Raw genomic sequence first — 26,018 nt, forward strand, 5'->3', positions numbered from 1 at the left:
GCCGAGGTGCGCGCCGTGATCGGCGGACTGCTCGGTGGGCAGCCCGACGACGTCCGCCCCGCGGGCGGCGGGTTCACCCCGGGGTTCGTCGCAACGGTGGTCCGCGGAGACACGGCCCTGTTCGTGAAGGCCGCGTGCGAGACCGATCCCTTCACCTACCCGGCATACCGGCGAGAGGCGGCCATCCACGGGGTCCTGCCGGCCGGACTGCCGGTCCCCCGGCTCCTCGCGTCGCGATCCGTCCGCGTCCCCGGGCCGGGCGGCACCTGGACCGTCCTCTGCCTCGAGCACATCGAGGGTGCCCTGCCGGGCGGACCGTGGACCGGCGAGCAGGCGGCCGCGGTCCACGCGGCGCTCCTCGACGTGGACCGCGGACTCCGGACGGTCCCCACCCACGCGGCCGGCGGGTCGATCACCGACGGACTCACCGACAACCCGTCCGTGATGGGCGTGTTCGGCCGATGCGCCGACGGGGATCGGCCGCCGTCGTTCCTGCCTGCCCTGGGTGAACAGCAGTGGCTCGACCTCCAGTCGCTCGTCGAGCGCGCCCCGTCCCTGGTGCGCGGGTCGTCGCTCCTCCACAACGACCTGCGGCCCGACAACGTCATCATCGAGCGCTCGTCCGGGCGCGCGCTCGTCTGCGACTGGAACTTCCTCACGCGGGGTCCGGCGTGGGCCGACTGGGTGGGGCTGCTCCCCTATCTCCGGCACGACGGTCTCGACGCGGACGCCCTGCTCCGCGCGTCGCCCCTCTCGGCCGACGCCCCCGAGGAGGCCGTCGACAGCTGGCTGGCCCTGCTGGCCGCGTACATGGTGGTCAGCGGCCTCTCGCCCGAGGTCCCGAGCAGTCCCAAGCTCCGGTCCCACGGGCGGTTCACCGCCGGCATCATGATTGACTGGTTGTCCGAGCGACGGAAGTGGGCGGCATGACCTCGATCTACCAGCAGGCGATGGGCAGCGACTTCGGCCGACTGCAGCCGGAACTGCGCGAGTACTTCGGTCTCCACGCCGGCAGCAGTCTCGCCGGCCACGGGCACGGGGTGTTCGACGTCGCCGGGTGCCCCGCCTGGTTCGCGCGCCCCGCCTTCCGGCTCACGGCGCTCGACAACGCGTTCTTCCCCGAGTACCGCGACGATGTCCCTTTCACCATCAGGAACTTCCCACACACGGACCCGTTCGGCCGACCGGCGCTCACCGCCCGGCGTGAACTGGATTTCGGGACCGCCCTGCGCGTCTTCGAGGACACGACCTCCCTGCAGGACGGCGTCCTCACCGACTACGTCGGCCGCCACCGGCGGATGGCCACCCTGCTGACCTGCACCGCCACGGACGAGGGGCGCATCCGCATGGTGTCCTCGCGGACGCGGGTGTTCGCGGGCCTTCGCCTGCCCCTGCCCGACGCCGTGGGTGCGCTCGCCTACGTGGAGCAGTGGTGGGACGACGACGCGGGTGCCTTCAGGATCAAGACCCGGGTGGTGCACCGTCAGCTCGGGACCCTGCTGGTGTACGCAGGGTCCTTCCACTACGCGCTCGAGGAGTTCGACGGCGTCCTGCCCGCGGAGGTCAGTCCTCGGCGGTGGGAGCACCGCGTCTGACCGGGGCCGGAGCGAGCCACCCGGCCGGGTGGCCGGGTGCGTGGACAAGGCGGACGGGGGCTCAGCCCTCGGCGCGCACCTGGTCCAGGGCGTCGGCGACCTGCGCCATGCGCCTGAGCACCCGGGTCGCATCCGCGGGCGTGCGGCCCTCGAGGCCGGGCCGGGTGGTCACGGTCAGTGCCCCGAGCATCGTCACGGGCAGCCCGACACGCCGCCACGCGGTGAGCACCGTCTCCGCCAGGACCGTCACCTGGGGAAGGGCGGTCCCGGGATCGAGGATCGCGAGCTCCAGCGGGCGCCCCGCCTCGATGTCCTCGGCGAGTGCCTCCCAGTGCCGGTCGGAGACCCCGGGCAGGTCGAGGGACAGTCCCGTGGCGGCGCTGGAGCGGGCTGCATCGAGGGCGACGTCCCCGCCACCCGGCACGAGCACCGTCCCGGCGGCCCCCGCGGCGACGACCGACGCCGTCACGAGGTCCCACGCCTCCGTGGCCTCACGCCGGTCGACCGCGCGCAGCGTGCGGTAGCCGCTGGCCGTCGGGACGCGTCCGGCGAGGATCGCCCCGGCCTCGGGCTCGTCGAACTGGAGCAGCACCTCGGCGCCCCGCACGACGGCGGACACGCGGCGCACGAGGTCCGCGGCCCCTGCAGCGAGCGACGCGTAGACCTCCCGGCGGGCGCCGGGGTCGATCAGGACGCGCTCACCGTTGTGGAGGTGGACGCCCGCGGCGAGGGACAGCGGTCCCCGCAGGTGCAGCTTCAGGTGGGACGCCGGGCGCTCCTCGGCGCCGGCGACGTCGCCGAGGGCGTTGATGTCGGAGGACAGGGCCGACTCCGCGCGGCGCTGGTCCCTGCCGGGCCGCTGCACGAGCCGCCAGCCGTGCGGCTGCAGGTCGAAGGGCAGCTCGACGAGGATCCCGAGCGTCCGCCCGAGGGCGTCGCTCCCCGGCCCGCGCGCGGGCAGCGACGGCAGGAAGGGCAGGTTCGCTCCCCCGAGCTCGCCGCGCACGGCACGGTTGGCCTCGAGGGGGTCGGTTCCGGGCCAGTCCCCGGCGGCGGTCGCCGCCACGGATCGGACGGGCTCAGGCATGGGTACCGTGGACGGGGGTCCCGGACGCGGGCGGCGCCGCGCCCTCGGTGCCGGGCCTGCGGTTCTCGGAGATCGCCTGGTGGTGGCGGATCACCTCGGAGATGATGAAGTTCAGGAACTTCTCGGCGAACGCGGGGTCCAGCTGCGCCTCCTCGGCCAGCATGCGGAGCCGGGCGATCTGTGCGGCCTCGCGCTGCGGATCACCGGCGGGGAGGTCGTGCTCGGCCTTGAGGTGCCCCACCCGCTGCGTCGCCTTGAAGCGTTCGGCCAGGAGGTAGACGAGGGTGGCGTCGATGTTGTCGATCGAGCTCCTCACCGAGAGCAGCTCCGCCATCACCTCGGGGGCCACGTCTCCCGTGAGTGAGCTGGCTGCCGGGTCGAAGCCGCTGCGTGGATGCGTCATGACTCCAGTCAAGCAGACGCCGGAGGCACTCCGTGAACTGCGACTACCCTGCGGCTGCCGGCTCGGGTCGCAGGGCGGAACGCGCGGAATCGATGGTCGCCTGGCCGAGTACACGCGTGCCCTGGTACAGCACCACAGTCTGGCCCGGTGCCACGCCGCGCATCGGTTCGACCAGCCGCACCACGAGCTGCTGCACGCCGTCGGCCCATTCGACCGACGCGCGTGCGGGCACGGGATCGCCGTGGGCCCGCACCTGGGCCGTGCAGTCGAACTCCTCCCCGGTCCGCACCTCGTCGATGGGCAGGCCGGCCCAGGACACCTTGATGCCGCGCATCTGGTCGATTGCGAGCAGGTGCTCCGGCCCCACGATCACCTCGTTCTGCTTAGGGCGGATCTCCAGCACGAAGCGCGGCTTGCCGTCCGCGGCCGGGGTGCCCAGCTTGAGGCCGCGGCGCTGGCCGACGGTGAAGGCATTGGCGCCCGGGTGACTGCCGATCCTCTCGCCGTCGACGTCGAGGATGTCGCCCTCGGTCATCTCGATGCGCTCCTCGAGCCAGCCGCGCGTGTCCCCGTCGGGGATGAAGCAGATGTCGTGGCTGTCGGGCTTGTTTGCGACGGAGAGGCCACGCCGCTCGGCCTCGGCCCGGACCTCGGCCTTCGACGGCGTCTCGGCGAGCGGGAACATGGAGTGCTTGAGCTGCTCGTGGGTCAGCACGCCGAGCACGTAGGACTGGTCCTTCGCCCAGTCGGCCGCGCGGTGCAGTTCGGGATTGCCGTCGGCGTCCTCGACGACCTTCGCGTAGTGGCCGGTGCAGACGGCGTCGAACCCGAGGGCGAGGGCCTTCTCGAGCAGGGCGGCGAACTTGATGCGCTCGTTGCAGCGCATGCAGGGGTTCGGGGTGCGGCCCGCCGCGTACTCGGCGACGAAGTCGTCGACGACGTCCTCCTTGAAGCGCTCGGAGAAGTCCCACACGTAGTACGGGATGCCGAGGATGTCGCAGGCACGCCAGGCGTCCCGTGAGTCCTCGATGGTGCAGCAGCCGCGGCTGCCCGTCCGGAGCGTCCCGGGCATGCGGGAGAGGGCCAGGTGCACGCCGACGACGTCGTGCCCCGCCTCCACGGCGCGTGCCGCCGCCACCGCGGAGTCGACGCCGCCGCTCATAGCTGCCAGTACCCTCATGAGAAACCCGTTCCTGCCGTCCTGATGGATGATGCGTGCCCGGCCATGCCCGCCGTGCGGGCCCGGGCGTAGGCTCCCCCGATGGCGCCCACCACGGCGTCAACGTCGTCGGCCGTGGATGTATGCCCCAGGCTGAACCGCTGGGCGCCGCGCGCCTCGTCCTCCGTCAGTCCCATGGCGAGCAGCACGTGCGACGGCCGGGGCACGCCCGCGGTGCAGGCGGAGCCGGTGGAGGACTCGATCCCCGCGAGGTCGAGGAGGAACAGGAGCGAGTCGCCCTCGCAGCCCGGGAACGTGAAGTGGACGTTGCCGGGGAGCCGTGTGCCCTCGGGGGCGGGGTGCGCGACGCCGCGCAGCACCGCGTCCGGCACCTCGCGGAGGATGCCCTCGATGAGGCGGTCCCTGAGCGCTGCGAGGCGGGGAGATTCCGCTCCGAGGCGGGCGACGGCGTCGTCGGCCGCGGCGGCGAATGCGACGATGCCCGCGCCGTCGAGCGTGCCCGAGCGGATGTCGCGTTCCTGCCCGCCGCCGTGCTGCACGGGCGTGAGGGTGACGGCGCGGCCCACGAGGAGGGCACCTACGCCCACGGGGCCGCCGATCTTGTGCGCGCTGACGGCCATGGTGGCGAGACCGGAATCGGCGAAGGACACCGGGAGGGCCCCGAACGCCTGCACGGCGTCGCTGTGGACCGGGACCCCGTACCGCGCGGCCTCGTCGACCACGGCCCGCACCGGCTGGACGGACCCCACCTCGTTGTTCGCCCACATGACGGTGACGAGCGCGGTCCTGTCCGGTGCGTCGGCGAGCGCGGCGCGTAGCGCGTCGAGGGACACGACGCCCGCGGCATCCACGGGCAGCCAGACCACCTCGGCCCCCTCGTGCCGTTCGAGCCACTCGACGGTGTCCTGCACGGCGTGGTGCTCCACGGCGCTGCAGAGGATCCGGGTACGGGCCGGGTCCTCGGCGCGGCGAGCCCAGTAGAGGCCCTTGACGGCGAGGTTGTCCGCCTCGGTGCCGCCCGAGGTGAAGACGACCTCCGACGCGTGGGCCCCGGCGGCCGCGGCGATCGTCTCGCGGGCCTCCTCGACGGCGCGCCGGGCACGACGGCCCGAGCCGTGGAGGGAGGACGGGTTTCCGCTCCGGCTGAGTTCGCGGGTGAGCGCGGCGAGCGCCGGCGCCGAGATCGGCGTGGTCGCCGCGTGATCGACATACACGGGCATCCCTCGATTCTACGGGCGCCACGCCGCCCGGCCGATTCCTGTGGAGCACGTCACGTACGCGGCCGCGGCGGTCCTCCCAGCCCCCGGTGGTACAAAGACAGGGTGGACAGTCAAGAAGCGGCTCCTTCCTCGCCCGGCAGCTACCTGCCCGGCCTCCGGCACGCGACGCATACGTTCGGCACGCGCACCCTGGACTTCGACCGGCAGGTGGCCCTCATGGCGGTCGTCAACCGGACCCCGGACTCCTTCTACGACGGCGGCGCGACCTTCGCCCTGCAGGCGGCCGTCGACGCCGCCCTGAGGGCCGTCGAGGACGGCGCCGACTGGGTGGACATCGGCGGGGCCCCCTTCTCCCCGGGGGAACCGATCCCGGTGTCGGAGGAGGCGGAGCGCATCGTGCCCGTCATCGCCGCGGTCCGGGCGGCGTCCGACGTCATCATCTCCGCCGACACCTTCCTGCCGGAGGTGGCCCGGCAGGCGCTCGCGGCCGGCGCGAACGTCGTCAACGACACCACGGGCCTGCGGGATCCCGACATGGCGGCGGTGGTGGCCGACGCAGGGGCGCACCTGGTCATCACGCACAGCCTCGCCGAGCCCCGCACCGTGTACCCGCGGCCCACGTACGGCGACGTGGTCGGGGAGATCGCCGATTTCCTCCTGCGCAAGGTGGACTCCGCCGTCCGGCTCGGCATCCCCGAGGACCGCATCCTCCTCGACCCGGGCCACGACCTCAACAAGAACACGCTGCACTCGCTCGAGATCACGCGCCGGTTCTCCGAGATCGCCGGGCTGGGCTTCCCCACCCTGGCCGCGGTGTCCAACAAGGACTTCATCGGCGAGACCCTCGACCGCCCGAAGCGTGACCGCGTGGAGGGCTCGCTCGCCGCCGCCGTCATCTGCATCCTCGGCGGCGCGCGCGTGGTCCGCATGCACAACGTCGCGGCGTCCCGGGCGGCCATCAACCTCACGGAGGCGGTCCTCGGGTGGCGCGAACCCGTCTACCTGCGCCACAACATGGGTGACGTCAACGAACCGGTGGCACCGTGATCACCTCCCTCATCCCCGCGTCCCCCGGCGCCGTCGACGACGCCGGCCTGCACCGCCTCTACGCGTACCCCGTCTCGGACCGGCCCTTCATCAGGTTCAACTTCGTGGCGGCCGCGGACGGCGCCGCGACGAGCGGCGGCTTCTCCGCAGGGCTCGGGAACGACGGCGACAAGCGCATCTTCGCCGTCCTGCGGCGCCTCGCCGACGTGGTGCTGGTGGGCGCGGGGACCATCCGCGCGGAGGGCTACGGGGGCAGCCTCGTCGACGACGACGCCCGGTCCTGGCGCGCGGGGCACGGGCTCGCGGAGCACCCCGCGGTCGCGGTCATCTCCGGCAGCCTGAACCTCGACCCGGCCGGCAGCTTCTTCGGCAGCGCCCCCGTCCGCCCGCTCGTCCTCACCAGCGCGTCGGCTCCCGCCGGGCGGCGCGCGGCACTGGAGGACGTCGCCGACGTCGTCGACTGCGGGGAGGACACCGTCGCCGTCCCCGCGGTCCTCGCCGAACTGCGCCGGCGCGAACTGCTCCGGGTCCTGTGCGAGGGCGGCCCGGCCGTGCTCGGTGACTTCACACGCTCCGACGCCGTGGACGAGCTGTGCCTGTCCATCAGCCCGCTGCTCGCCGGCGGCGACGGCCCCCGCATCGCGGTGGGTGACAGCCCCGACGACGCCGTGGCGCTCACGCTCGTGTCGCTCCTGACCGAGGACTCCGCCCTCTACACCCGGTACCGGCGCGCCTCCTGACCGTCCGGCACGTGCGGGCGCCGGGTCGGACAGGCACCGTTCGACGGGCGCCGTTCCCACTGTGGTGCCGGCCGACGGCCCGGGGCAGCACTCCCCCGCATCCGGCCGGGCAACCGGTCGGACACGACGGGTGAACTTCCCCGGCGTGTCCGCCGTTGTACCTGTACCCGTCTGTCCCCTTTGCGTTCCCTGTGCGCTCGTCCGCCCGGTCGCCTTTGTCCCGTACCGCCGGTGCCTCTAGTCTCGGGGTACCCCGGCGGGGCCTTCCGGCCCGGCAGGCCCGTCCGGACCGCTGACCTCCCACGAAAGGCCTGATCGATGCCAGAGGCACCACGGAAGTCGTACTACGACATCCTCGGCGTGCCCCCGGGAGCCGACGCGAAGGACATCAAGGACGCGTACCGCCGGGCTGCCCGCGCGGCACACCCCGACCTCGGCGGCACCGCCGCCCGGTTCCACGACGTCGCGGTCGCCTACGAGACGCTGAGCGACCCGCAGCGCCGCGAACGGTACGACGCCGACACGGGACGGGGCCGGCCTGCCGCGGCCGCCTGGGGCCGGGAAGGGGCCGCCCGCCGGAACGGCACCCCGCAGCCGGCGTCGACGCGCACCAGGGTCGAGGACGAGGACGCCGCGAAATCCCCGCCCGAGTACCTGCCCCCGTTCTCGCCGTCCTCCCCTCCCGTCGTCCCCCTGATCGACGCCGGTCGGCAACTCCACGGGGTCGCCCGGCAACCCGGGATGTTCGGCAGGCTGTCCGCCGGTGCGCGCGCACGGGTCGACGGCGAGCTGCGGACGTCGGCCCTGCTCGAGCGCGCCCTGCTCCCCACCTACCCGGCCGCGCGCCTCGTCAACGGTGTCGTCCTCGACGACCGGGAGAAGATGGCCGCGGGCGCCGTCCTGCTCGCCGGCTACCGGATGGCCGTCATCGACTCCTTCACGGCTCCCCCGGGCAATTTCTCCTGGGACGGCCGGGCCCTGCGTCACCAGGGCCGGCCGGTCGACCTCCGGATGCCGCGTACGGTGCGGGCCGTGCAGGACCTGTTCCCCGATTGCAACGTGACCGGATGGATCGTCATCCACGGGGCGCCGGACAATCCCTTCGCGCCTGTCATCGACGTACCACCGGGGTTCGACCGCGGCGCGCCGGGCCTGGTGCAGGTCGTGAACGCGGGGACCGCCGTGCGGACCCTGCGTTCCTTCCTGTCCTCGGGGCCCACACCCAACGTGGTGCAGCTGCCGGTGCTCGCGCGCCTGCTGGCAGCGGCCGGAAGCTAGGATGAACGGGTGTTCCGTATCCTCTTCCACACCCCCGAAATACCCGGCAACACCGGCGCCGCGATCCGCCTTGCCGCCGTCGCCGGCGCCGAGCTCCACCTCGTGGAGCCGCTCGGGTTCTCCCTCGAGGATTCGAAGCTCAAGCGGGCCGGGCTCGACTACCACGACCTCACCGTGCTCCACGTCCACGCGAGCCTGGAGGACGCGTGGGCGGCCCTGCAGCCACGCCGGGTGTTCGCGTACACCTCGGACGGCGACGTGTCCTACACGGACATCGCCTACGACCCCTCGGACGTCCTCATGTTCGGCAGGGAGTCGGACGGCCTCCCGGACGACGTCAAGCACGACGCCCGCGTGACCTCCCGCGTGCGCGTCCCCATGCTCGCCTCCCGCCGTTCGCTCAACCTCGCCAACACCGCGTCGATCGTCCTCTACGAAGCCTGGCGTCAGCAGGGCTTCGCGGGCGCCCAGCGATGACCACCGCCCAGGAGTCCTGATGCCCGCTCGCCACGCCGCAACACTGCCCGACGGCGGTGCCGAGGACTACGACCGCCTCGCCCCGGCCGTCTGGAACCCCGTCAGCAACGCCGTCGTCGCCGCCGCCGACGTCCTCGTGGGGGAACGCGTGCTCGACGTGTTCGCCGGCACCGGCACCGGCACCATCCCTGCCGCGCAGCTCGCAGGACCGGACGGGCACGTTGACGCCGTCGACCGGTCCTCCGCCATGCTGGACCTCGCGGAGGCCAAGGCCGAGGCGCTCGGGCTCGGCAACGTGTCCTTCCACCGCACGGATCCCGAGGCCTGGGTCACCGACGTGCCGTACGACGCCGTCGTCAGCTGCTACGGCGTCTTCCTCCTCGACGACATGGACGCCGGCATGGACCGGATCGTGGGCCTGCTGCGGCCCGGCGGGCGGATCGCCCTGAGCGCTTGGGACGACGGCGCCCTCGAACCCCTCGGCGACCTCCTCCTGGCGACCCTCCGCGACACGGGAGCGGCCGGCGTGGGTGCCGCGGAACACCCCACCGCCCCGGTCTTCGTGGAGAACTCCAGGAGGCTCGCCTCCGTCGACCGGCTGGCGGACTGGCTGGCGGCGCGGGGCCTCATGGAAGTGTCCGTCGAGAGGTTCGGCCTGGCCGTCCCCCTCGACGCCGACCACGCCTGGTCCCTCGCGCTCGGCAGCGGCTACCGCGGGCTGCTGCCCGACGAGCCCGAGGCGCTGCAGCGCGTGCGGGAGGCGTTCGTCGAGCGCCTCGGCACCAGCCTCGTGCTCAACGCCGATTCGCTCATCGCAGTCGCCTCCCGCCCGCCCGCCCGCGGCGTGGATCCGGGGACACAGCCGGGTGCCGTCCCGGGGGTCGGGTAGCCGTCGGGCCATCCCTCGACGCCGCAGCACCGAATGTGAGGTGTCAGGGGAAAACCGGCGGTGAGGGGGGTGGTGGCATGGTGCTCGTGCATCAGGGACGTGCCCCCCGACCGCGGCGCGGCACAGGCCGCGGTGTTCGGTCCGGGACGACCGGCGCTCTATGCTGGAGCCCTATGGAAACGCCACGAGTAAGCCGGGTCAGCCCTCCCGCTCCCGCCGCGGACGAGGTGGACGTCACCGCCGTCGCAGGTCCTACCCTGACCGATCTGCTGCTGCGGATCGCGCGGCAGGACCGCACCGCCTTCGCCATGTTCTACGAGCAGACGTCCAGGCGCGTCTACGGCCTGGCCCGACGTGTGCTCATCGACCCCGAACTCAGCGAGGACGCCACCCAGGAGGTCTACCTCCAGGTCTGGAACACCGCGGACCGGTTCAACCCGGCCATGGGCACCCCGATGGCGTGGCTCATGACGCTCGCGCACCGCCGCGCCGTGGACAGGGTGCGGTCGGAGCAGAGCGCGACGGACCGGGAGGCCCGCTACGGAGCGGCCACGCAGACCGTCGACCACGACGACGTCGTCGACACCGTCACGCAGCGCCTCGAGGCGGAGAGCGTGGTCAGGTGTCTCGACACCCTGACCGGGACGCAGCAGGAATCGGTGAAGCTCGCCTACTACGGGGGCCTCACGTATCGCGAGGTGGCCGAGACGCTCGGCGTCGCGGTACCGACCATCAAATCGAGGATCCGCGACGGGTTGATCCGACTCAAGACCTGTTTGGAGGTGACCTGAGATGCAGGACAAGGATATGAACAGACGATTCGCAGACGACCTCGACACGGACCTGGCACGAGGTCACGTTCTCGAGTGGGCCGAGCTGTACGCGCTGGACGCGATCAGCGACGAGGAACGGCGGGGTCTCGAAGCGTTCCTCGAGGACGCCGAGCCCACGGTCAGGACCGCTTTCGCGGACCGGGTCCGCACGTGCCGTGAGACCGTGACGTCGGCCTATGCTGCCGACGAGGCCGAGCCGCCGGCCGATCTCTTCGAACGGATCCTCGGGCGGCTGCCGGCTGCGGGTGACACCGGCACCGCTTCACCGGTCCGTGAACCGTCGCTCGTGTCGGTCGGCGCAGGCAGTTCCGCCGCCGCGCCGGAGGACGGGTCCGCCGGCGACGAGGTACTCCCCGGAGGGCAGGACGAGCTGGCGGAGCGACGCGCCGCACGGACGTCCCTGAGGTCACGGGCCTCCCGCTGGGTGGTGGCGGCGGCCGCAGCCGCCGTGATCGCCGTCGGCGGCGTGACCATCGCGCAGAACCTGCAGCCGACCACGGTCGAGCAGCAGGTCCTCCAGGCGTCCGACGTCCGGAAGGCGCAGCTTGCCCTCGAAGCCGGCGGTACGGCCGATCTCGCCGTCTCCGGCGAGGAGGACGCGGCGGTCGTCACGCTCTCCGGCGTACCGGCCCCGGCCGAGGGATACGTCTACCAGATGTGGCGGATCCCCGCCGACGGGACGGCGCCGGTGTCCGAGGGCCTCATGACCGGCGAGGACGTGGCGGGAACGAAGGTGACCGAACTGTCCGGCATCAGCGGTTTCGCGGCGGTCGCCATCACGGTGGAACCCGAGGGTGGCTCCGAGACGCCGACCCTGCCGATCGTCGCCCAGATCCCCCTCGGAGCCTGAGCCGCCCGCTCACCCGGCACCTGCGGGTACGGCCCCGCCCCTGTCGGCGGGGCCGTACCCGCTCCTGCGGCGTCGCCCGGGACCCCCTGGCACCGCCCGTCGCGGGCGGCTAGAAGCCCGCGATCGTCTCGTCGGTGTTGATGCCGACCACGTGGAAGGCCTCGGCGCTGCGCCCCTCGGGCAGTCCACCCCGACGGGCATTCTCCTGGAGGATGGCCCGCACCCTCGACTGCATCCGCCCGATGTCCGGGTGCTGGCTCCGGTGCGCCGTGATGGCGGCGACCTTGAGCTCCTCCAGACCGGTCACGTCCACGAAACGGTTCTCGAGGTGCGCCGGCCCGCCGTAGAACCACAGCCAAGGGACACGGAAGCTCCGGAGACCGGCGGCCTCGAGCTCGGGGTAGGCGAAGGGATTCTCCACCGCCGGGTACACGGCCCTCGTCACCGCTTCCCCGCAGGCGAGGTGGTCCGGGTGGCTCTTCTGGATCCGGTCCCAGCTCCGCTCGGGATGCATGGACAGCACGATGTCCGGGCGCACCTCGCGCATCCGCCGGACGATCTCCCGGATCACCGAGTCCGTCGGCTCGAGGTAGCCGTCGGGGCCGCCCAGGAAGGTCACGTCGGTCACGCCCACCAGTGCGGCGGCATCGCGCTGCTCGGTGCGCCGCAGAGCCGCGACACCGGGGCGGTCCTCGGCCGAGAAACCCCCGGCGTCGCCGTCGGTGAGGATGCAGTAGCTGACGGACACTCCGGCGGCGGTCCATCCGGCGATGGTGGCGGACGCTCCGAAGTCGATGTCGTCCGGATGCGCGGCGAACACCAGCACGCGCTCCGGGCCGGATGGAGCCGGGTCAGAAGCCATGCGCTACAGGCCGCGCTTGCGGATCTCTTCGGTGGCCTGCGGCAGCACCGTGAAGAGATCGCCCACGATGCCGAAATCCGCGATCTCGAAGACGGGAGAGTCCGCGTCCTTGTTGATCGCCACGATCACCTTCGAGGTCTGCATGCCTGCCTTCTGCTGGATCGCGCCGGAGATCCCCGCCGAGATGTACAGCTGAGGTGACACGGTCTTGCCCGTCTGACCGATCTGGGCCGAGTGCTCGATCCAGCCGGCGTCGGTGGCCGCACGGGACGCGCCCACCGCGCCTCCCAGGGCATCGGCCAGGTCCTCCAGCGGCCCGAAGTCGCCGTTCACCCCGCGACCGCCCGCGACGATCACGCGGGCCTCGGCGAGTTCCGGCCTGCCGCTCACGGGCTTATCCACCCTGCCCGTCACGCGCGCGGCGGCGGCCGGCAGGTCCACGGGGACGGGTACCTCGCGCGGCGACGACGGCAGGCCCGCCTCGACCGCCTCGACGCTGTTCGGCTTCACAGTGAGGATCGCGACGTCGGTGGTGACGCGGCACTCCACGCTGTACGAGCCGGCGAAGTCGGACTTCGTGGCCGTCACGTCGTCGGCCAGCGCGACGACGTCGGTGATGACGCCGGCCTCGAGGCGCACGCCGAGCCGCGCGGCGATCTCCTTCGCCTCGTAGGAGTTGCCGAGCAGCACGATGCCCGCCCCGGTCCGGCGGACGGTCTCCGCGAGGAACGCGGCCTTCCCTGCGACCAGCACCTCGGACACGGCGGCGTTCTCCGGCCGGTGGACCTCCTGCACGCCGTACGAGCCCACCCCGTCGAGGTAGGCCTGGTCGGCGTCGCCCGCGAGGGCCACGGTCACCTCGCCGAGCGAAGCCCCGAGCGAGAGGAGTTCGCGCTCGCTCTTGGCGAGGCTCGCCCCGGCGTGGTCGAGGAAAACGAGGACGGTGGTCATGGCGGATTCTCCTGGGGGTCGGGAACGGGCGGGAGCGGGCTAGAGGAGTTTCTGTCCCGCGAGGAAGTCGACGAGCCGGACGCCGGCGTCGCCTTCGTCCGTGATGACGATCCCCTGGCTCCGGGGCGGCCGCGGGGCCGCCGCCTCCACCCGGGTCCAGGACCCGGCGAAGCCCACCTCGTCCTGCTGCACGCCGATATCGGCCAGTGAGAGGACCTCGATCTGCTTCTTCTTCGCCGCCATGATCCCCTTGAAGTTCGGGTAGCGCGGCTCGTTGATCTGATCCGTGACGGAGACGAGCGCCGGCAGGGACGCCTCGATGGTCTCCGCGTAGGTGTCGTTGTCGCGTCGTGCGCTGAGGGTCCAGCCGCTGTCACCGGGAGCGAGCTCGAGCGAGGCCGCGAAGGTCACCTGCGGCAGGTCCAGCCGTTCCGCGAGCTGCGCCGGCACGAGCGACGTCTCGCCGTCGGTCGACGCCATGCCGGTCAGCACGAGGTCGAACGGGCCGGTGTGCCGCAGCAGCGCGGCCAGCGCCCTGGAGGTGGCCGACGCGTCGGATCCGTTGAGTGCCTCGTCGGTGAGGTGCACGCCGTCGTCGGCCCCGATCTGCAGCGACTTCTTCACCGCGGCGACGGCTGCGGCGGGTCCCATCGTGATGGCCGTGACGCGGTGCCCGGCGGCCGGTCCCCCGTGCGCCTCGACGAGTTGCAGGGCGGCTTCGAGGGCGTACTCGTCCAGTTCGGACAGGATGCTCTCCGCCCGGACCGTCGTCAGGTCGTCACCGCCGATGTGGCGGTCGAACTGGGCGTCGGGAACGTGCTTGACGAGGACTGCGATGCGCAGTCCTCCTGCTGTGGCCTCGTCCATGAATGACCTTCCTCGATCGGGGATCTTCCCACCGACTAGCTAACCATAGGGGGCTGTCGGGAGCGGACGCGTGTCCGCTGTCCGTTCAACGCACGAGCGGCGCTCCCGGATCCGGGAGCGCCGCTCGTGCGTCGAAGGGATCGTGCCTGATGCCTGCTACGCCGTCCTACTGGGCGGGTGCCTGGGAGAGGGTGACCTCCACCGTGCGGGCGTCCCCGCCGCGGATGATCTCCACAGGGACCTGCTGCCCGACCGCCTGCATGCGCACCGCCGCCGTCAGGGACTGCGGGTCGCCGATGGAGAAGGTGCCGACCTTGGTGATGACGTCGCCCACCTCCAGCGAGGCCCCCTCGGCCGGTGAACCCGGTTCGACCGACTGGACGAGGGCGCCGGACGAGAACGTGGACTCGCTCCTGGATCCGTCGCTGGAGGCCGAGGTGACGCTGACACCCAGGAATCCGTGGGTGGCCTCGCCGTCGGCGATGATCTCCTGCGCGATGCGCTCGGCGTAGTTGATCGGGATGGAGAAGCCGACGCCGATGTTGCCGGTGGACTCCCCCGAACCCGCCGAGGCGATGGCCACGTTGACGCCGATGATCTTCCCGTCGGTGTCGACGAGTGCGCCTCCGGAGTTGCCCTGGTTGATGGCGGCGTCCGTCTGGATGACGTTCAGGTAGATGGACCCCTGCGCCGCGCTCTGCTGGCCGCTGGAGCCGCCCGGGGGGAGGAAGTTGAAGCCCTCGCCGTCGTCGGGCTCGGTGCTGTCCGGCTGCTCCTCCGGTACGGCCGAGGAGGCGACGCTGATGGTGCGGTTGAGCGTGGAGACGATGCCGTCGGTGACCGTTCCGCTGAGGCCCAGCGGGGCGCCGATGGCGATCGCCGTGTCCCCGACGTTGAGCTCGTCGGAGTTCCCGAGGGTGGCGGCCGTGAGGTCGGGGGCGTCGATCTTGATGACCGCGAGGTCGCTGAGCGGATCCGTACCGACCACCGTCGCGGCGAACACGCGTCCGTCGTTGAGCTTGACCTCGACCGTGGGCTCCGAGACCTGACCGCCGAGGGTGACCACGTGCGTATTCGTGAGGATGTGGCCGTCGGTGTCGAGGATGATGCCGGATCCGGAGCCGCTCGCGCTGCCACCGCTGACCGCGATGGTGACGACGCTCGGGGACGCGGTCACTGCCGCGCCGGTGATGGTGTTTACGTCCTCGGTGTTGTTCACGACGACGGACTCCGGCGCTCCCTGGGAGGTCCCGGCGGACGCGGTCCCGTCGAGCGCGTTGTAGCCGGCCGTCGCGACGCCACCGCCGATGAGCCCTGCGACGAGGACCCCCGCTGCGAAGGTGCCGAGGCCGACGCGCCTGCGGTCCTTCGTCACGGTCTGCCCTCCCGCGTACGCGGTTCGGTCGGAGCCGCTCTGCTCACCGTAGAAGGGCTGGTGACCCGCGTACGCGGGGTGCGCGGCCGGGTCCGCCTGTCGGAACGGGGCGTGGCGCGCGTCGTACCCGGGCGCCGCGGCGGGGACCACCGGCTGCTGGGCCGTGGGCTGTCCGGCGACGGGCTGGACCGTCGTCTCGGGGGTTCCTCCGATGTCCCCGCCGCGGCGGGCCTCCCTACCCGGGGCTCCCTGTCCCTCGGCAGGACGGTCTCCTCCGGGCTGCTGCCAGCCGGATCCCCAGGACGGAGGATTCTGCGGCTGGGGAGGGAGCGGGCGGTCCGGGTTACCCGGGGTGCCTGGCTGCTCGTTCACGGGAGGTCCTTTCGTTGCTGTTGACCACATCATGGCAACCTTCTCTGAGGATCCAGCATGCGTTCGCTGAGCGGTGTCTGAGAGGATGCTGGAGCCCGAACCGGAGTCCGCGACCCCGCGGGCGGGTGGTCGGTCCTCCCCCAAGTATCGTCCGTCGCAGCGTGGAGACGCACCGCCCGTGCCTGTCTGCGCAGCACGGCCCCGACACGATGGACGCGTGGTAGGCAGGCCGGGGACCTGCGCGAAGGCCCGACGGCTCGCCTGAGTGCTCCCCGGCGTGCCCCCCGCCGTGCCGCGACCATTCGGAACCGGAGACCAGGACGCCGTCGCCCCTTTCGCTAGAGGCATAGTGGCGGTGGTGGACGCTCCCGGGGCCCAACCATAGAATCGGAAAGACAGGGAGCCTCCGGCGTCCGCCGGCCCCAGTCCTGGGACCGGTAGGGTCCGGGGGCCGTGCCGAAGGGTCGAAAATGCGAATGTTGAGCAGGCGCACCCGCGTCTCTGCTGTCCTGGGCGCCGTCGTGGCGATCCCGTTCCTCTCGAGTGCAGCGGCCTTCGCCGACGCACCGATCACGTTCCCGTCGGGTGACTACGTCGTCGACAACGCCGGTGTCCTCAGCCCCGACGAGGAGAGCGCGCTCGAGGCTGCCATCGAGGACCTGCGCTCGCAGGAAGGCTTCACCGTCCGCGTGGCGTACGTGGACGCGTTCGAGGATCCCACGGATCGCTCGTCCTGGGCCACCGCCACCGCGCAGCTGAATGACCAGACCTCGAACGAGGGCGTGCTCGCCGTCGCCGTCGACCAGGGGGCGGCTGCCTACGTCGTCGGCAGCGGGTCGGCCATCGGCGGGCAGGGCCAGGCGATCTACGACGAGTACATCGGCCCCGAGCTCCGGGCGGGGGACTTCGACGCTGCGGCCGCGGGTGCCGTCCAGGGCACCGAGCAGGCCCTCGCCGGCAACACCGGCGGCGGCACCGGCGGCACCGGCGGCACCGGTGGTGGAACCTCCTCGGGCACCACCGGTTCCTCGAGCGGCAGCGGACTCGGCGGGCTCGTCCTCGTCGGCGGACTCGTAGCCGTCGCCGGCGCCGGCGGCTATCTGGTGCTCAAGAACCGCGGCACCAGCACCGCGCAGCGCAAGCGCGAGCAGTACGGCTACGGGCCGGTACCGTCCGCGAGCGGCGAAGTGGTCGACCCGCTGGCGTCCCTCAGCGTCGAGGACCTCCGCAAGCGGGCCGGCAGCCTCCTGGTCGCCGCCGACGACGCCATCAAGTCCAGCGAGCAGGAGCTCGGCTTCGCGGAGGCCCAGTACGGCAGCGAGGCCATCGCCACCTTCTCCCAGGACATCGCCGCCGCCCGGCAGCACATGAGCGAGTCCTTCAAGCTGCAGCAGCAGCTCGACGACCACATCCCCGATACGGAAGAGCAGCAGCGTCAGTGGCTCGGCGAGATCATCCGCCGCTGCGAGGACGTGAATGCCTCGCTGCAGGCGCACAAGGCCGATTTCGACGCGCTCCGGGAGCTCGAGCGAAACGCCCCTGAGGCTCTGCGCCGCGCCCAGTCCGCCGCCGGGGACGCCCAGCGGCGCTTCGCCGCCGCCGAGCAGTCCCTGAGGTCCCTCCAGGGCCGCTACCTCGAGACCGCCACGATCCAGGTCGCCGACAACATCGCACAGGCCCGGGAACGCCTCGCCTTCGTCGACAGCGCCGCGACCGAGGCGCAGTCCCGCATGGCGGCCGGTGACACCGGCCGCGCCGTCGTCGCCGTCCGGGCCGCCGAGGAGGCGGTGCACCAAAGCACCGTGCTGCTGGACGCGATCGACAAGCGCGCCGAGGAGCTCGCCGCGGCCGAGCGCGAGCTCGAACGCGCCCTGCCCGAGGCCGAGCAGGACCTCGCCCAGGCACAGGCCATGGATCGCGCCGGGCAGTACCGCGACCTCGCCGGCCCCATCGCGGCGGCGCAGGCAGCCGTGACGACCGTGCGGCAGGAGCGCCGGGGCGCACGGAGCAATCCCCTCGCCCTCCTGCAGCGGCTCGAGGCCGCCCACGGACAGCTCGATGCCGCGCTGGGCGGCATCCGGGACCAGGCGGAGAACGCCCGACGGGCCCAGGACTCCCTGCAGCACGCCATCGTCGCGGCGCAGTCGAGCATCTCCGGCACCGCCGACTACATCCGCGCGCGACGCGGCGGAGTAGGCAGCGAGGCACGGACCCGCCTGGCGGAGGCTGAACGCAACCTCGACTTCGCCGTCGACCTGCAGCGCTCCGACCCGGTGACCGCACTCTCCCACGCACAGCAGGCCTCGATGCTGGCCGACCAGGCCGCGCAGCTCGCGGAGCAGGACGTCGACGGCTTCGGCCGCAGCGGCATGGGGATGGGCGGGTACGGCGGACGAGGCGGTGACGGCATGGGCGGCGCCCTGCTCGGTGGCATCCTCCTCGGTTCCATCCTGAACGGAGGCGGCGGCTTCGGTGGCGGCTTCGGTGGAGGCGGATACAGCGACGGCGGCGGCGGCTTCGGCGGCGACGGCGGTAGCTTCGGCGGAGGCGGCTTCGGCGGCTTCGACGGCGGCGGCGGCGGCTTCGGAGACTTCGGCGGAGGCGGCGGCGACTTCTAGGCCGTTGCCTGCGCCGACAGCAGGACGCAGGAACCTCAGGAAGAATCGAAAGGGAAACCCATGGTAAAGCAGTCAATTTTCGGCAGGATCGCCCAGCTCACCCGAGCGAACGTCAACGCGCTGATCGATCAGGCCGAGGATCCGCAGAAGATGCTGGACCAGATGGTCCGTGACTTCACCAACAGCATCGCGGAGGCAGAGAGCGCCGTCGCGCAGACCATCGGCAACCTCCGGATGATGCAGGACGACTACAACGAAGACGTCGAGAACGCGCGCAGCTGGGGCAACAAGGCCCTCGCCGCATCCCGCAAGGCCGACGAGTACCGGGCGACCGGTGACACGGTGGACGCCCAGAAGTTCGACAGCCTCGCGAAGGTGGCCATCCAGCGCCAGATGGCCGCCGAGAACGAGGCCAAGGGCGCCGAGCCGACCATCGCGTCCCAGACGGAGATCGTCGACAAGCTCAAGGACGGCCTCAACCAGATGAGGGGGAAGCTCGGTGAGCTGACGAGCAAGCGGGACCAGCTGGCCGCCCGCGCCCGCACTGCACAGGCGCAGCAGCAGGTGCACGACGCCGTCAAGAGCATCGACTTCATGGACCCCACGAGCGAGGTGGGCCGCTTCGAGGAGAAGATCCGGCGCGAGGAGGCCAAGGTCCGCGGACAGCAGGAGCTGGCGTCGTCGAGCCTGGACGCACAGTTCGAGAGCCTCGAGGACCTGGGTGAGCAGACCGAGATCGAGGCGAGGCTCGCCGCCCTGAAGTCCGGGTCCGGCGCGCAGTCGGCGATCGGGCAGGGCGCGGGCGAGAATGCCGCGGCCGGTGCGCCGTCGTCCACCGGCGAGACGGCGTACTGACGCCGACGCGCCGACGCACAGGTGGGCCGATGCGCTGACGCACCGACCCGCCTAGCACAGGGGGACCGTGGCCGCCGGGCTGCGGTCCCCCTGCGGTTGCCGGGACCGCCGTGTCGGAGCCCGCCGGTACATTGAGGGCATGGCTGTGACAGTGGTGTGGTTCCGCGACGATCTCCGAATCTCCGACAACCCGGCGCTCGCCGCCGCCGCGGAAAGCGGGGACGACGTCGTCGCCTGCTACATACTCGACGAGCAGACCGACGGCATCCGCCCCCTGGGAGGGGCGTCCCGCTGGTGGCTGCACCACTCCCTCGCGGCGCTGGGCGCCTCGCTCGGCGAACTGGGCATCCCCCTCGTCCTGCGGCGCGGTGCGGCCGCTGAGGTGCTGCCGGGCCTCGTGCAGGAGGCCGCTGCGCACGCCGTCGTGTGGAACCGCCGGTACGGGCTCGCCGAGCGCACCACGGACTCCTCCCTGAAGGAGTCCTTCACGGAGCAGGGCATCCGGGCGACGAGCTACCAGGCGAACCTGATGTACGAGCCGTGGGAGGTCACCTCGGGCTCGGGCGAGGCCTATAAGGTCTTCACCCCCTTCTGGCGTGCGTGCCTCGCCTACCGCACCCCGCGCAGGCCCCTGCCCGCTCCGGATGCCCTCCGCGGTCCGGCGCTCGGCTCCGACGACCTCGACGCGTGGGGCCTGCTGCCGACCACCCCCGACTGGGCGCAGGGACTCCGCGCGACGTGGACGCCCGGCGAGGCCGGGGCCCACGCCCGCCTCGACGACTTCCTCGAGGACGCCGCGCACGGGTACAAGGACAACCGCGACCTCCCCGCGGTCCAGGGCACGAGCAGGCTCTCACCGCACCTGCGGTTCGGCGAGATCAGCCCCTTCGAGGTCTGGCATGCCGCGCAGGACCGCAAGGACAGCTCGACGGCGGAGGACATCCGTGTATTCGGCTCCGAGCTGGGTTGGCGCGAATTCAGCTGGCAGCTGCTGTACTTCAATCCGCAGCTCGCCACGGTCAACTACCGTCCCGAGTTCGATGCCTTCGCCTGGGAGGACTCCACGGAGAGGGAGCTGGAGGCCTGGCAGCGCGGCCGCACCGGGTATCCGCTGATCGACGCCGGGATGCGCCAGATGTGGGAGATCGGGTGGATGCACAACCGCGTGCGGATGGCGACGGCGTCGTTCCTCATCAAGAACCTCATGATCGACTGGCGCGTGGGCGAACGGTTCTTCTGGGACTGCCTGGTCGACGCCGACGCGGCGAGCAACGCCGCGAGCTGGCAATGGGTCGCGGGTTCGGGCGCCGATGCCAGTCCGTACTTCCGGATCTTCAACCCCGTCCTGCAGAGCAGGAAGTTCGACCCGCAGGGCACGTACCTCGTCCGGTTCGTGCCGGAACTCGCGAACGCCGAGAATCTGCACGAACCGTGGAAGGGCGCCGCGCCCGGCTACCCGGAGCGCGTCGTGGACCTCAAGGAGAGCCGGCAGCGGGCCCTGAGCGCCTACAAGGCCCTGTCGGAGGGCTAGGTCCGCCAGAGGGGCCACTTCCCCTGGGTGGGCCTTCAAAGCTCCGGCACGGGTGCGTGCGGGCCCGGAAGGGCCGGCACGCCCGGCTTCCGATGTCCCCGGTGACCCAGGACGAACGGTCGGCGCCTCCCGCCGGACACCCGTGACAGCAAGAAGCCCGGCCCACCTGTGGTGGACCGGGCTTCTCTTCGTTGCGGGGACAGGATTTGAACCTGTGACCTCTGGGTTATGAGCCCAGCGAGCTACCGAACTGCTCCACCCCGCGGCGTGTAACCAACGTTACCGGCCGCGGGGCCCAGAGGCAAATCGAGCAGGTGCCCGAGCGCCTCCGGCTACTCCCCGGGGGTCCCCGAGACGCGTTCCTCGGCGTCGAGGGCCCGTTCCAGGGCGTCCTGCAGGCGGTCCTGCGCTTCGCCGTACGCAGCGAAGTCACCGGCGGCGAGCGCTGCATTGCCGTCCTGGATCGCCTGGTTCGCATCGTCCAGCGCGGTGCGGAGGTCGGCAGCAGGATCACCCGTCGTCCCACCGGGCGTCCCGCCCTCGGACGGGGTCGGAGCCGGCGTCGGACTGGGCGTCGGCGTCGCTCCTCCCTCGGTGGGAGGCGTCGCCGGATCCTCGGGAGTCTCACCGACGTTCTCCTGGTCGCCCGTGGTGGCGCCGGAGCGCCCGCCGAAGACCTGGTCGAGGGCTTCGGCGAGGGTCGGCGCGAAGCCGACGTTCTCGCCGAAGCTCACGAGGACGCGTCGCAGGACGGGGAAGGACGAGCTGCCCGAGGACTGCACGTAGACCGGCTGGACGTAGGCGATGCCCCCGCCGATCGGCAGGGTCAGCAGGTTGCCGTTGATGACCTCGGACGCTCCCTGCCGCAGGAGGTTCAGCTCCTGGGAAACCTCGGTGTCGGAGTTGAACAGGTTCTGGGCCTGACCGGGCCCGACCACCGAGTCCTGGCCGGAACTGTCGAGCAGCGTCAGCCGCCCGTAGTCCTCGCTCTTGACGCCGTCCTCCCCCGTGCCGGCGTCGCCGTTGGCCGCGAGGAAGCCGTAGAGCACGTTCCTCGGGGTCTGACCCGCGGGTACGAACGGGATGAACGGCGTGGTGAGGGAGAAGGCCGCGGTCTCCTGGTTCGGCATCTGCAGGGTCAGGTAGAACGGCGGCTGGCGGTCGGTGGCCGCCGTCGTCGTCGCCCCCTCCGACGTGGCCCCCGGGTCGGCCGGGACGTTCCAGGCCTCGCTGTTGAAGAAGAACGCGTCCGTGTCGGTGACGTGGTAGCGGGCCAGCAGTTCACGCTGGACCTTGAACAGGTCCTCCGGGTAGCGCACATGCGCCATCAGGTCCGCGGACATGTCGCTGTACTGCTTGAGCGAGGACGGGTAGACGTTCTGCCAGGACATGAGGACGGGGTCCTGGTCGTCCCAGGCGTACAGGTCCACCGAGCCGTCGTACGCGTCGACGGTGGCCTTGACGGCGTTGCGGATGTAGTTGACCTGCTCCGCGGGCAGCGCGGTCGCGAGACCCTCCGCCGTCTGCGAGTCCTGTGTCGCCGACTCGAGTTCCTGCTCCGTCGAGTACGGGAAGTTCGCGCTGGTCGTGTAACCGTCGATGATCCACTTCACGCGGCCGTCGACGATGGCGGGGTAGCTGTTGCCGTCGAGCGTGAGGTAGGGGGCGACCTTCCGCACGCGCTCCACGGGGTCGCGGTCGTAGAGGATCTGCGACTCGCTGGTGACCTGGTTGGAGAGCAGGAGATCGGTGGACTGGAACTTCAGGGCGTACACGAGCCGGTTGAAGGGGTTGCCCACGTCCGGTCCGCCGTCCCCACTGAAGGTGGTGCGGGAGTCGGTGTCCGAGTTCTCGCTCTGCGGCCTGTCGATCTCGGCGGGGGGCCGGCCCTCGGGTGCGCCGACCACCGAGTACTCGGGCGATCCCTCGCCGAAGTAGATGCGGGGCTCGTAGGTCGTGTCGTCGCCGAGCACGCCCGTGGAGGGGATGCCCGACTGCAGGAAGGACGGGCGGCCGTCCGGCTGCACGGTCGAGCCGGCAGCCGCCACCACACCGTACCCGTGCGTGTAGAAGGCGTGCTCGTTGACCCAGCCCGCGGGGACGCCGTTGGTGTCGAGCTCGCGCACGGCGATGACGGTGTCCTGTACCTCGCCGTCGATCTCGTAGCGGTCGACGGCGAGCGTCTCGGGGAACTGGTAGTACTGGCGGAACTGCTGCAGCTGGCTGAAGGCGTCGGACACGATGTTCGGGTCCAGCAGCCGGATGTTCGCGGTGGTCTGGCCGTCGTCATTGAGAGCGCCCGCCTCGGGCACGTCGGTGGGTGTGTAGGGCTCCACCTCGACACGGTCGAGTCCGTAGGCCTCCCGCGTCATGTTGATGTTGCGGTCGATGTACTCCCGCTCGGCGTCGAGCTCGGACGGCTGCACCTGGAAGCGCTGGACGATGGACGGGTAGACGCCGCCCGCGAGCAGTGCGGTGATGATCAGCATCGCCGTGCCGATCAGCGGCAGGCGCCACCGGCCCAGGAAGGCGGAGGCCACGAACAGGGCGGCCACGATGAGCGCCGCGACGGCCAGGATGGCCTTGGTGGGGATCACGGCGTTCACGTCGGTGTAGAGCGCGCCGGCCCAGGTGCCCTGGTTCAGCAGCGTGTCGTAGCGGTCCAGCCAGTAGTTCACGCCCTGCAGGACGAGGAAGAGCGCCGCGATGACGGCGATCTGGATGCGGGCGGCCTTCGTGGTGAACAGGCCCTTCTCCTCGAGCCGGATGCCGCCGTACAGGTAGTGGGTGAGGATCGTCGCGATCGCGCTGATGATGACGACGCTGATGAGGAAGCCCGTCACGAAGCTCAGGAACGGCAGCGTGAACATGTAGAACGCGTAGTCCATGCCGAACTCGGGATCGGACTTACCGAACGGCTCCTGGTTCAGGAAGAGCAGCACCTCCTGCCACTGGGACGACGCGGCCGTGCCCGCGAAGGCGCCGAAGACCACGGGGATGCCGAGCATGAGCAGGCGGCGGATCGGTTCGAGCTGCGCCTGGTAGCGGTTCAGGTTGTCCTGGATGGCGCTGTCAGGCGCGTAGATCGGCCGACTGCGGAACGCGATCCGGAGGCTCGTGTACACGGCGCCCGCCATCACGAGGAACGCCAGGATGAACAGCACGATCCGCGCCAGATTCTCGGTGACGAACACCTCGAGGAACCCGAGCTGGTTGTACCAGAGCACGTCCGCGTACACCTGGGACAGGTAGACGAACGCGATGACGATCACCGCCACGACGATGATGGTCGGGATCAGCGGGCTGCGACGCCGGCTTGTGGCTGCACTTGCGGGGCTCGGCCTACTGCCGAACGGACGATCTGGTCCGGATGTCACATCTACCTCATCGTTAGCTGCTGCGGGTCACGATGACCGGCGGTCCGCTTCTCTCCCCGGCCCGGACCCCGGGCAGAGGCCAGCGCAGTTCGGCCCTTCGTGGTTTCATTCTGCCTTGTCCACGCTCGGGCGGACCAATTAGGTTCCCGTGCACGCCTCGCGCGGCAGGGATCGTCACCGAACCGTGTCGTGCGGGCCGTCGATCCTCGCTCCTCTCCTGCCCCGCTGTCCCCTGCCCGCTGCCGGACTGCCGTCCGGCCACCGCCGGCGGTGTCAGCACGCGGGGAGTCCCTCGGAGTCCCCGCCCGCACCGAGCGTCTCGACGGCCTCGACGGCGTCGTCGAGGGTCTCCACCCGGACCACGGTCAGCCCGTCGGGGATGTTGCCGGCCACCTCGTCGCAGTTCGCGGCGGGTGCCAGGAAGAACTCGGCTCCCGCGGCGCGGGCCCCGACGAGCTTCTGCGCGATCCCGCCGATGGGGCCGACGGCGCCGACGGAATCGATCGTCCCCGTCCCGGCGAAGTGGCGTCCCCCGGTGAGGTCGCCTTCCGTCAGGGTGTCGATGATCCCCAGGGCGAACATCGACCCCGCCGAGGGGCCGCCGACGTTGTCGAGCTGGATGGTCACGTCGAACGGGAAGTCGAACGTGGAGGCGAGCATGATGCCCAGCTGGTAGTCGCCCTCGGACGACTTCCGGGGCGTCACGGAGACGTCCATCGGTACGCCGTCCCGCACGATCGAGAGGGCTGCGGGAGCACCCTCGGCGTCGTTGAGCGCCGACCGGAGCGTCGTGATGTTCTCGATCTCCTGCCCGTCGACGGAACGGAGGAGGTCGCCCTCCCGGAGGATGCCGTCCGCTGCGGCGTCGGGGGCGAGTCGCGCGACGGACAGCTCCTCGGTGAAGTCGATGTCCTCGTGCGCGAGCGCCGCAGCGATCGCGGACTCCTGCGAGGACGTCATCGCCACCGCGTTCTGCTCCTGCACATCGGTCGAGGTCGTCCCCTCCGGGTACACCAGCTGCTCGGGCAGGACGTTCGCGCTGGGGTCCGCCCAGGCACGGAACGTGTCGAGGATGTTCACCGCCCCGTTCGGTCCACCGCTCACGAACACCGTCGTGAGGTCCAGCTGACCCGAGGGCGGGAAGCTCTCCCGGCCCTCCACCTGGATGAGGGGCCGACCGTCGACCTCGCCGATCGTGTTGAAGGTGGGCCCGGGGGTCTCGAGCACATAGGGCGCCGGCAGGAGGACCGCTGCGGCGCAGAGCGCGACGGCGAGGCCTCCTGAAACCGCCATCGCGCGGAAGCGCGGGTCCCTGGCCTGCGTGGGCTCCTCGGGGACGTAGGTCTCGACGTGGACAGGCGGCGTCACTGGTCTTCTCTCTGTAGGGCGCACTTCCATGCTGTGAGCGGGCGCCGGCGCGGGCGTCGGCACGCTCCCGGCACCCCTAGGGTAGACGCTTCCGGCGACACCGGGCTGGGGTGTCGGCTGCGTGGGCGTCCTCCTCCGGCATCTCTTTGCCCTCAGCGAACGGCTCACGCGGCGAGGGACACCGGCGAGGCCGGGCCGGTAGCGTGTTGTGCACAGCCGGCAGGCGTGGCATCGCCTCGTCTG

22 protein-coding genes and 1 tRNA gene are annotated in these 26,018 nt (G+C 71.5%); 12 read left to right on the forward strand and 11 right to left on the reverse strand.

Annotated features, from left to right (window positions below; all coding sequences use genetic code 11):
* The first annotated feature begins 15 nt into the window (after positions 1 to 15).
* Together AC4D2C_RS14640 and AC4D2C_RS14645 are read left to right on the forward strand one after the other, a co-directional pair.
* Complete coding sequence (locus AC4D2C_RS14640; protein WP_490915589.1) at positions 16 to 930, forward strand: phosphotransferase family protein; 915 nt, start codon at positions 16 to 18, stop codon at positions 928 to 930.
* On the forward strand, positions 927 to 1,595 hold the full coding sequence (locus AC4D2C_RS14645) for a DUF4166 domain-containing protein (protein WP_490915590.1): 669 nt from the start codon (positions 927 to 929) through the stop codon (positions 1,593 to 1,595). Before AC4D2C_RS14640 ends, AC4D2C_RS14645 begins: the two co-directional genes overlap by 4 nt.
* A gap of 61 nt (positions 1,596 to 1,656) precedes the next feature.
* Here the strand turns inward: AC4D2C_RS14645 and AC4D2C_RS14650 are convergent, their stop codons facing one another.
* From AC4D2C_RS14650 to AC4D2C_RS14665, 4 genes are read right to left on the reverse strand one after another with little or no spacing between them, the layout of a single operon-like run.
* Positions 1,657 to 2,682, reverse strand: a complete 1,026-nt coding sequence (locus AC4D2C_RS14650; protein ID WP_490915591.1) for a uroporphyrinogen decarboxylase/cobalamine-independent methonine synthase family protein — start codon at positions 2,680 to 2,682, stop codon at positions 1,657 to 1,659.
* Positions 2,675 to 3,085, reverse strand: a complete 411-nt coding sequence (locus AC4D2C_RS14655) for a chorismate mutase (protein ID WP_490907648.1) — start codon at positions 3,083 to 3,085, stop codon at positions 2,675 to 2,677. The genes AC4D2C_RS14650 and AC4D2C_RS14655 overlap by 8 nt, the downstream gene beginning before the upstream one ends.
* A 43-nt stretch (positions 3,086 to 3,128) precedes the next feature.
* Positions 3,129 to 4,265 carry a tRNA 2-thiouridine(34) synthase MnmA gene (gene mnmA, locus AC4D2C_RS14660; RefSeq protein ID WP_490907649.1) on the reverse strand — a complete coding sequence of 379 codons (1,137 nt, stop codon included), beginning with the start codon at positions 4,263 to 4,265 and terminating at the stop codon, positions 3,129 to 3,131.
* A complete protein-coding gene (locus AC4D2C_RS14665) occupies positions 4,262 to 5,485 on the reverse strand; it encodes a cysteine desulfurase family protein (protein WP_490915592.1) in 1,224 nt (407 codons plus the stop codon). The genes mnmA and AC4D2C_RS14665 overlap by 4 nt, the downstream gene beginning before the upstream one ends.
* A gap of 102 nt (positions 5,486 to 5,587) precedes the next feature.
* Here AC4D2C_RS14665 and folP point away from each other — a divergent pair, with 102 nt between their 5' ends.
* The 7 genes from folP (at position 5,588) to AC4D2C_RS14700 (ending at position 11,599) form a co-directional block, all read left to right on the forward strand.
* Positions 5,588 to 6,532 (forward strand): dihydropteroate synthase, encoded by a 945-nt coding sequence (gene folP / locus AC4D2C_RS14670; RefSeq protein WP_490915593.1) that lies wholly within the window; start codon positions 5,588 to 5,590, stop codon positions 6,530 to 6,532.
* Positions 6,529 to 7,272, forward strand: a complete 744-nt coding sequence (locus AC4D2C_RS14675) for a pyrimidine reductase family protein (RefSeq protein ID WP_490915594.1) — start codon at positions 6,529 to 6,531, stop codon at positions 7,270 to 7,272. The genes folP and AC4D2C_RS14675 overlap by 4 nt, the downstream gene beginning before the upstream one ends.
* 318 nt (positions 7,273 to 7,590) lie before the next feature.
* Positions 7,591 to 8,550: a J domain-containing protein gene (locus tag AC4D2C_RS14680; protein WP_490915595.1), complete on the forward strand. Its 960-nt coding sequence runs from the start codon at positions 7,591 to 7,593 to the stop codon at positions 8,548 to 8,550.
* Between the two features lie 9 nt (positions 8,551 to 8,559).
* Positions 8,560 to 9,027: a tRNA (cytidine(34)-2'-O)-methyltransferase gene (locus AC4D2C_RS14685; protein WP_490915596.1), complete on the forward strand. Its 468-nt coding sequence runs from the start codon at positions 8,560 to 8,562 to the stop codon at positions 9,025 to 9,027.
* A gap of 19 nt (positions 9,028 to 9,046) precedes the next feature.
* Positions 9,047 to 9,916: a class I SAM-dependent methyltransferase gene (locus AC4D2C_RS14690; RefSeq protein ID WP_490915597.1), complete on the forward strand. Its 870-nt coding sequence runs from the start codon at positions 9,047 to 9,049 to the stop codon at positions 9,914 to 9,916.
* Positions 9,917 to 10,089: 173 nt separating this feature from the next.
* Positions 10,090 to 10,707, forward strand: coding sequence for an ECF RNA polymerase sigma factor SigK (gene sigK, locus AC4D2C_RS14695; protein ID WP_490915598.1), 618 nt, complete (start codon positions 10,090 to 10,092; stop codon positions 10,705 to 10,707).
* A 16-nt stretch (positions 10,708 to 10,723) separates the two neighbouring features.
* Positions 10,724 to 11,599, forward strand: coding sequence for an anti-sigma factor (locus AC4D2C_RS14700; RefSeq protein WP_490915599.1), 876 nt, complete (start codon positions 10,724 to 10,726; stop codon positions 11,597 to 11,599).
* Between the two features lie 109 nt (positions 11,600 to 11,708).
* On the opposite strand, the gene AC4D2C_RS14705 is transcribed toward AC4D2C_RS14700, so the two are convergent.
* The 4 genes from AC4D2C_RS14705 to AC4D2C_RS14720 form a co-directional block, all read right to left on the reverse strand.
* Complete coding sequence (locus tag AC4D2C_RS14705; RefSeq protein ID WP_490915600.1) at positions 11,709 to 12,461, reverse strand: PIG-L deacetylase family protein; 753 nt, start codon at positions 12,459 to 12,461, stop codon at positions 11,709 to 11,711.
* Between the two features lie 3 nt (positions 12,462 to 12,464).
* Complete coding sequence (locus AC4D2C_RS14710; protein WP_490915601.1) at positions 12,465 to 13,412, reverse strand: electron transfer flavoprotein subunit alpha/FixB family protein; 948 nt, start codon at positions 13,410 to 13,412, stop codon at positions 12,465 to 12,467.
* Positions 13,413 to 13,451: 39 nt separating this feature from the next.
* Positions 13,452 to 14,279 carry an electron transfer flavoprotein subunit beta/FixA family protein gene (locus AC4D2C_RS14715; protein WP_490915602.1) on the reverse strand — a complete coding sequence of 276 codons (828 nt, stop codon included), beginning with the start codon at positions 14,277 to 14,279 and terminating at the stop codon, positions 13,452 to 13,454.
* 166 nt (positions 14,280 to 14,445) lie between these two features.
* Positions 14,446 to 16,026, reverse strand: coding sequence for a S1C family serine protease (locus AC4D2C_RS14720; protein ID WP_490915603.1), 1,581 nt, complete (start codon positions 16,024 to 16,026; stop codon positions 14,446 to 14,448).
* Between the two features lie 470 nt (positions 16,027 to 16,496).
* Here AC4D2C_RS14720 and AC4D2C_RS14725 point away from each other — a divergent pair, with 470 nt between their 5' ends.
* From AC4D2C_RS14725 to AC4D2C_RS14735, 3 genes are all read left to right on the forward strand, one after another.
* Positions 16,497 to 18,644, forward strand: a complete 2,148-nt coding sequence (locus AC4D2C_RS14725) for a TPM domain-containing protein (protein WP_490915604.1) — start codon at positions 16,497 to 16,499, stop codon at positions 18,642 to 18,644.
* A 60-nt stretch (positions 18,645 to 18,704) separates the two neighbouring features.
* The gene (locus AC4D2C_RS14730) at positions 18,705 to 19,499 is read left to right on the forward strand and encodes a PspA/IM30 family protein (protein WP_490907662.1); all 795 of its coding nucleotides are present in this window, start codon (positions 18,705 to 18,707) and stop codon (positions 19,497 to 19,499) included.
* A 139-nt stretch (positions 19,500 to 19,638) separates the two neighbouring features.
* A complete protein-coding gene (locus AC4D2C_RS14735; RefSeq protein ID WP_490915605.1) occupies positions 19,639 to 21,030 on the forward strand; it encodes a cryptochrome/photolyase family protein in 1,392 nt (463 codons plus the stop codon).
* Positions 21,031 to 21,221: 191 nt separating this feature from the next.
* Here the strand turns inward: AC4D2C_RS14735 and AC4D2C_RS14740 are convergent.
* The 3 genes from AC4D2C_RS14740 to AC4D2C_RS14750 all read right to left on the reverse strand — a co-directional run bounded on the left by AC4D2C_RS14740 (position 21,222) and on the right by AC4D2C_RS14750 (position 25,775).
* Positions 21,222 to 21,295 (reverse strand) — tRNA-Met (locus AC4D2C_RS14740).
* Positions 21,296 to 21,362: 67 nt separating this feature from the next.
* Entirely contained in the window at positions 21,363 to 24,329 is a 2,967-nt protein-coding gene (locus AC4D2C_RS14745) for a UPF0182 family membrane protein (protein WP_490915779.1), read from the reverse strand.
* A 351-nt stretch (positions 24,330 to 24,680) separates the two neighbouring features.
* A complete protein-coding gene (locus tag AC4D2C_RS14750; RefSeq protein ID WP_490915606.1) occupies positions 24,681 to 25,775 on the reverse strand; it encodes a YlbL family protein in 1,095 nt (364 codons plus the stop codon).
* Between the last annotated feature and the right edge of the window lie 243 nt (positions 25,776 to 26,018).

It is taken from the genome of Arthrobacter sp. TJ-240, from assembly GCF_058269195.1.

What these genes read in the sequence shown, in the direction of transcription:
- AC4D2C_RS14730 (WP_490907662.1), top strand. Translation starts at nt 18,705, where the DNA reads ATGGTAAAGCAGTCAATTTTCGGCAGGATCGCCCAGCTCACCCGAGCG.
- AC4D2C_RS14710 (WP_490915601.1), bottom strand. Translation starts at nt 13,412, where the DNA reads ATGACCACCGTCCTCGTTTTCCTCGACCACGCCGGGGCGAGCCTCGCC.
- AC4D2C_RS14655 (WP_490907648.1), bottom strand. Translation starts at nt 3,085, where the DNA reads ATGACGCATCCACGCAGCGGCTTCGACCCGGCAGCCAGCTCACTCACG.
- AC4D2C_RS14715 (WP_490915602.1), bottom strand. Translation starts at nt 14,279, where the DNA reads ATGGACGAGGCCACAGCAGGAGGACTGCGCATCGCAGTCCTCGTCAAG.
- mnmA (WP_490907649.1), bottom strand. Translation starts at nt 4,265, where the DNA reads ATGAGGGTACTGGCAGCTATGAGCGGCGGCGTCGACTCCGCGGTGGCG.
- AC4D2C_RS14650 (WP_490915591.1), bottom strand. Translation starts at nt 2,682, where the DNA reads ATGCCTGAGCCCGTCCGATCCGTGGCGGCGACCGCCGCCGGGGACTGG.
- AC4D2C_RS14705 (WP_490915600.1), bottom strand. Translation starts at nt 12,461, where the DNA reads ATGGCTTCTGACCCGGCTCCATCCGGCCCGGAGCGCGTGCTGGTGTTC.
- AC4D2C_RS14680 (WP_490915595.1), top strand. Translation starts at nt 7,591, where the DNA reads ATGCCAGAGGCACCACGGAAGTCGTACTACGACATCCTCGGCGTGCCC.
- AC4D2C_RS14735 (WP_490915605.1), top strand. Translation starts at nt 19,639, where the DNA reads ATGGCTGTGACAGTGGTGTGGTTCCGCGACGATCTCCGAATCTCCGAC.
- AC4D2C_RS14725 (WP_490915604.1), top strand. Translation starts at nt 16,497, where the DNA reads ATGCGAATGTTGAGCAGGCGCACCCGCGTCTCTGCTGTCCTGGGCGCC.
- AC4D2C_RS14700 (WP_490915599.1), top strand. Translation starts at nt 10,724, where the DNA reads ATGAACAGACGATTCGCAGACGACCTCGACACGGACCTGGCACGAGGT.
- AC4D2C_RS14645 (WP_490915590.1), top strand. Translation starts at nt 927, where the DNA reads ATGACCTCGATCTACCAGCAGGCGATGGGCAGCGACTTCGGCCGACTG.
- AC4D2C_RS14665 (WP_490915592.1), bottom strand. Translation starts at nt 5,485, where the DNA reads ATGCCCGTGTATGTCGATCACGCGGCGACCACGCCGATCTCGGCGCCG.
- AC4D2C_RS14690 (WP_490915597.1), top strand. Translation starts at nt 9,047, where the DNA reads ATGCCCGCTCGCCACGCCGCAACACTGCCCGACGGCGGTGCCGAGGAC.
- sigK (WP_490915598.1), top strand. Translation starts at nt 10,090, where the DNA reads ATGGAAACGCCACGAGTAAGCCGGGTCAGCCCTCCCGCTCCCGCCGCG.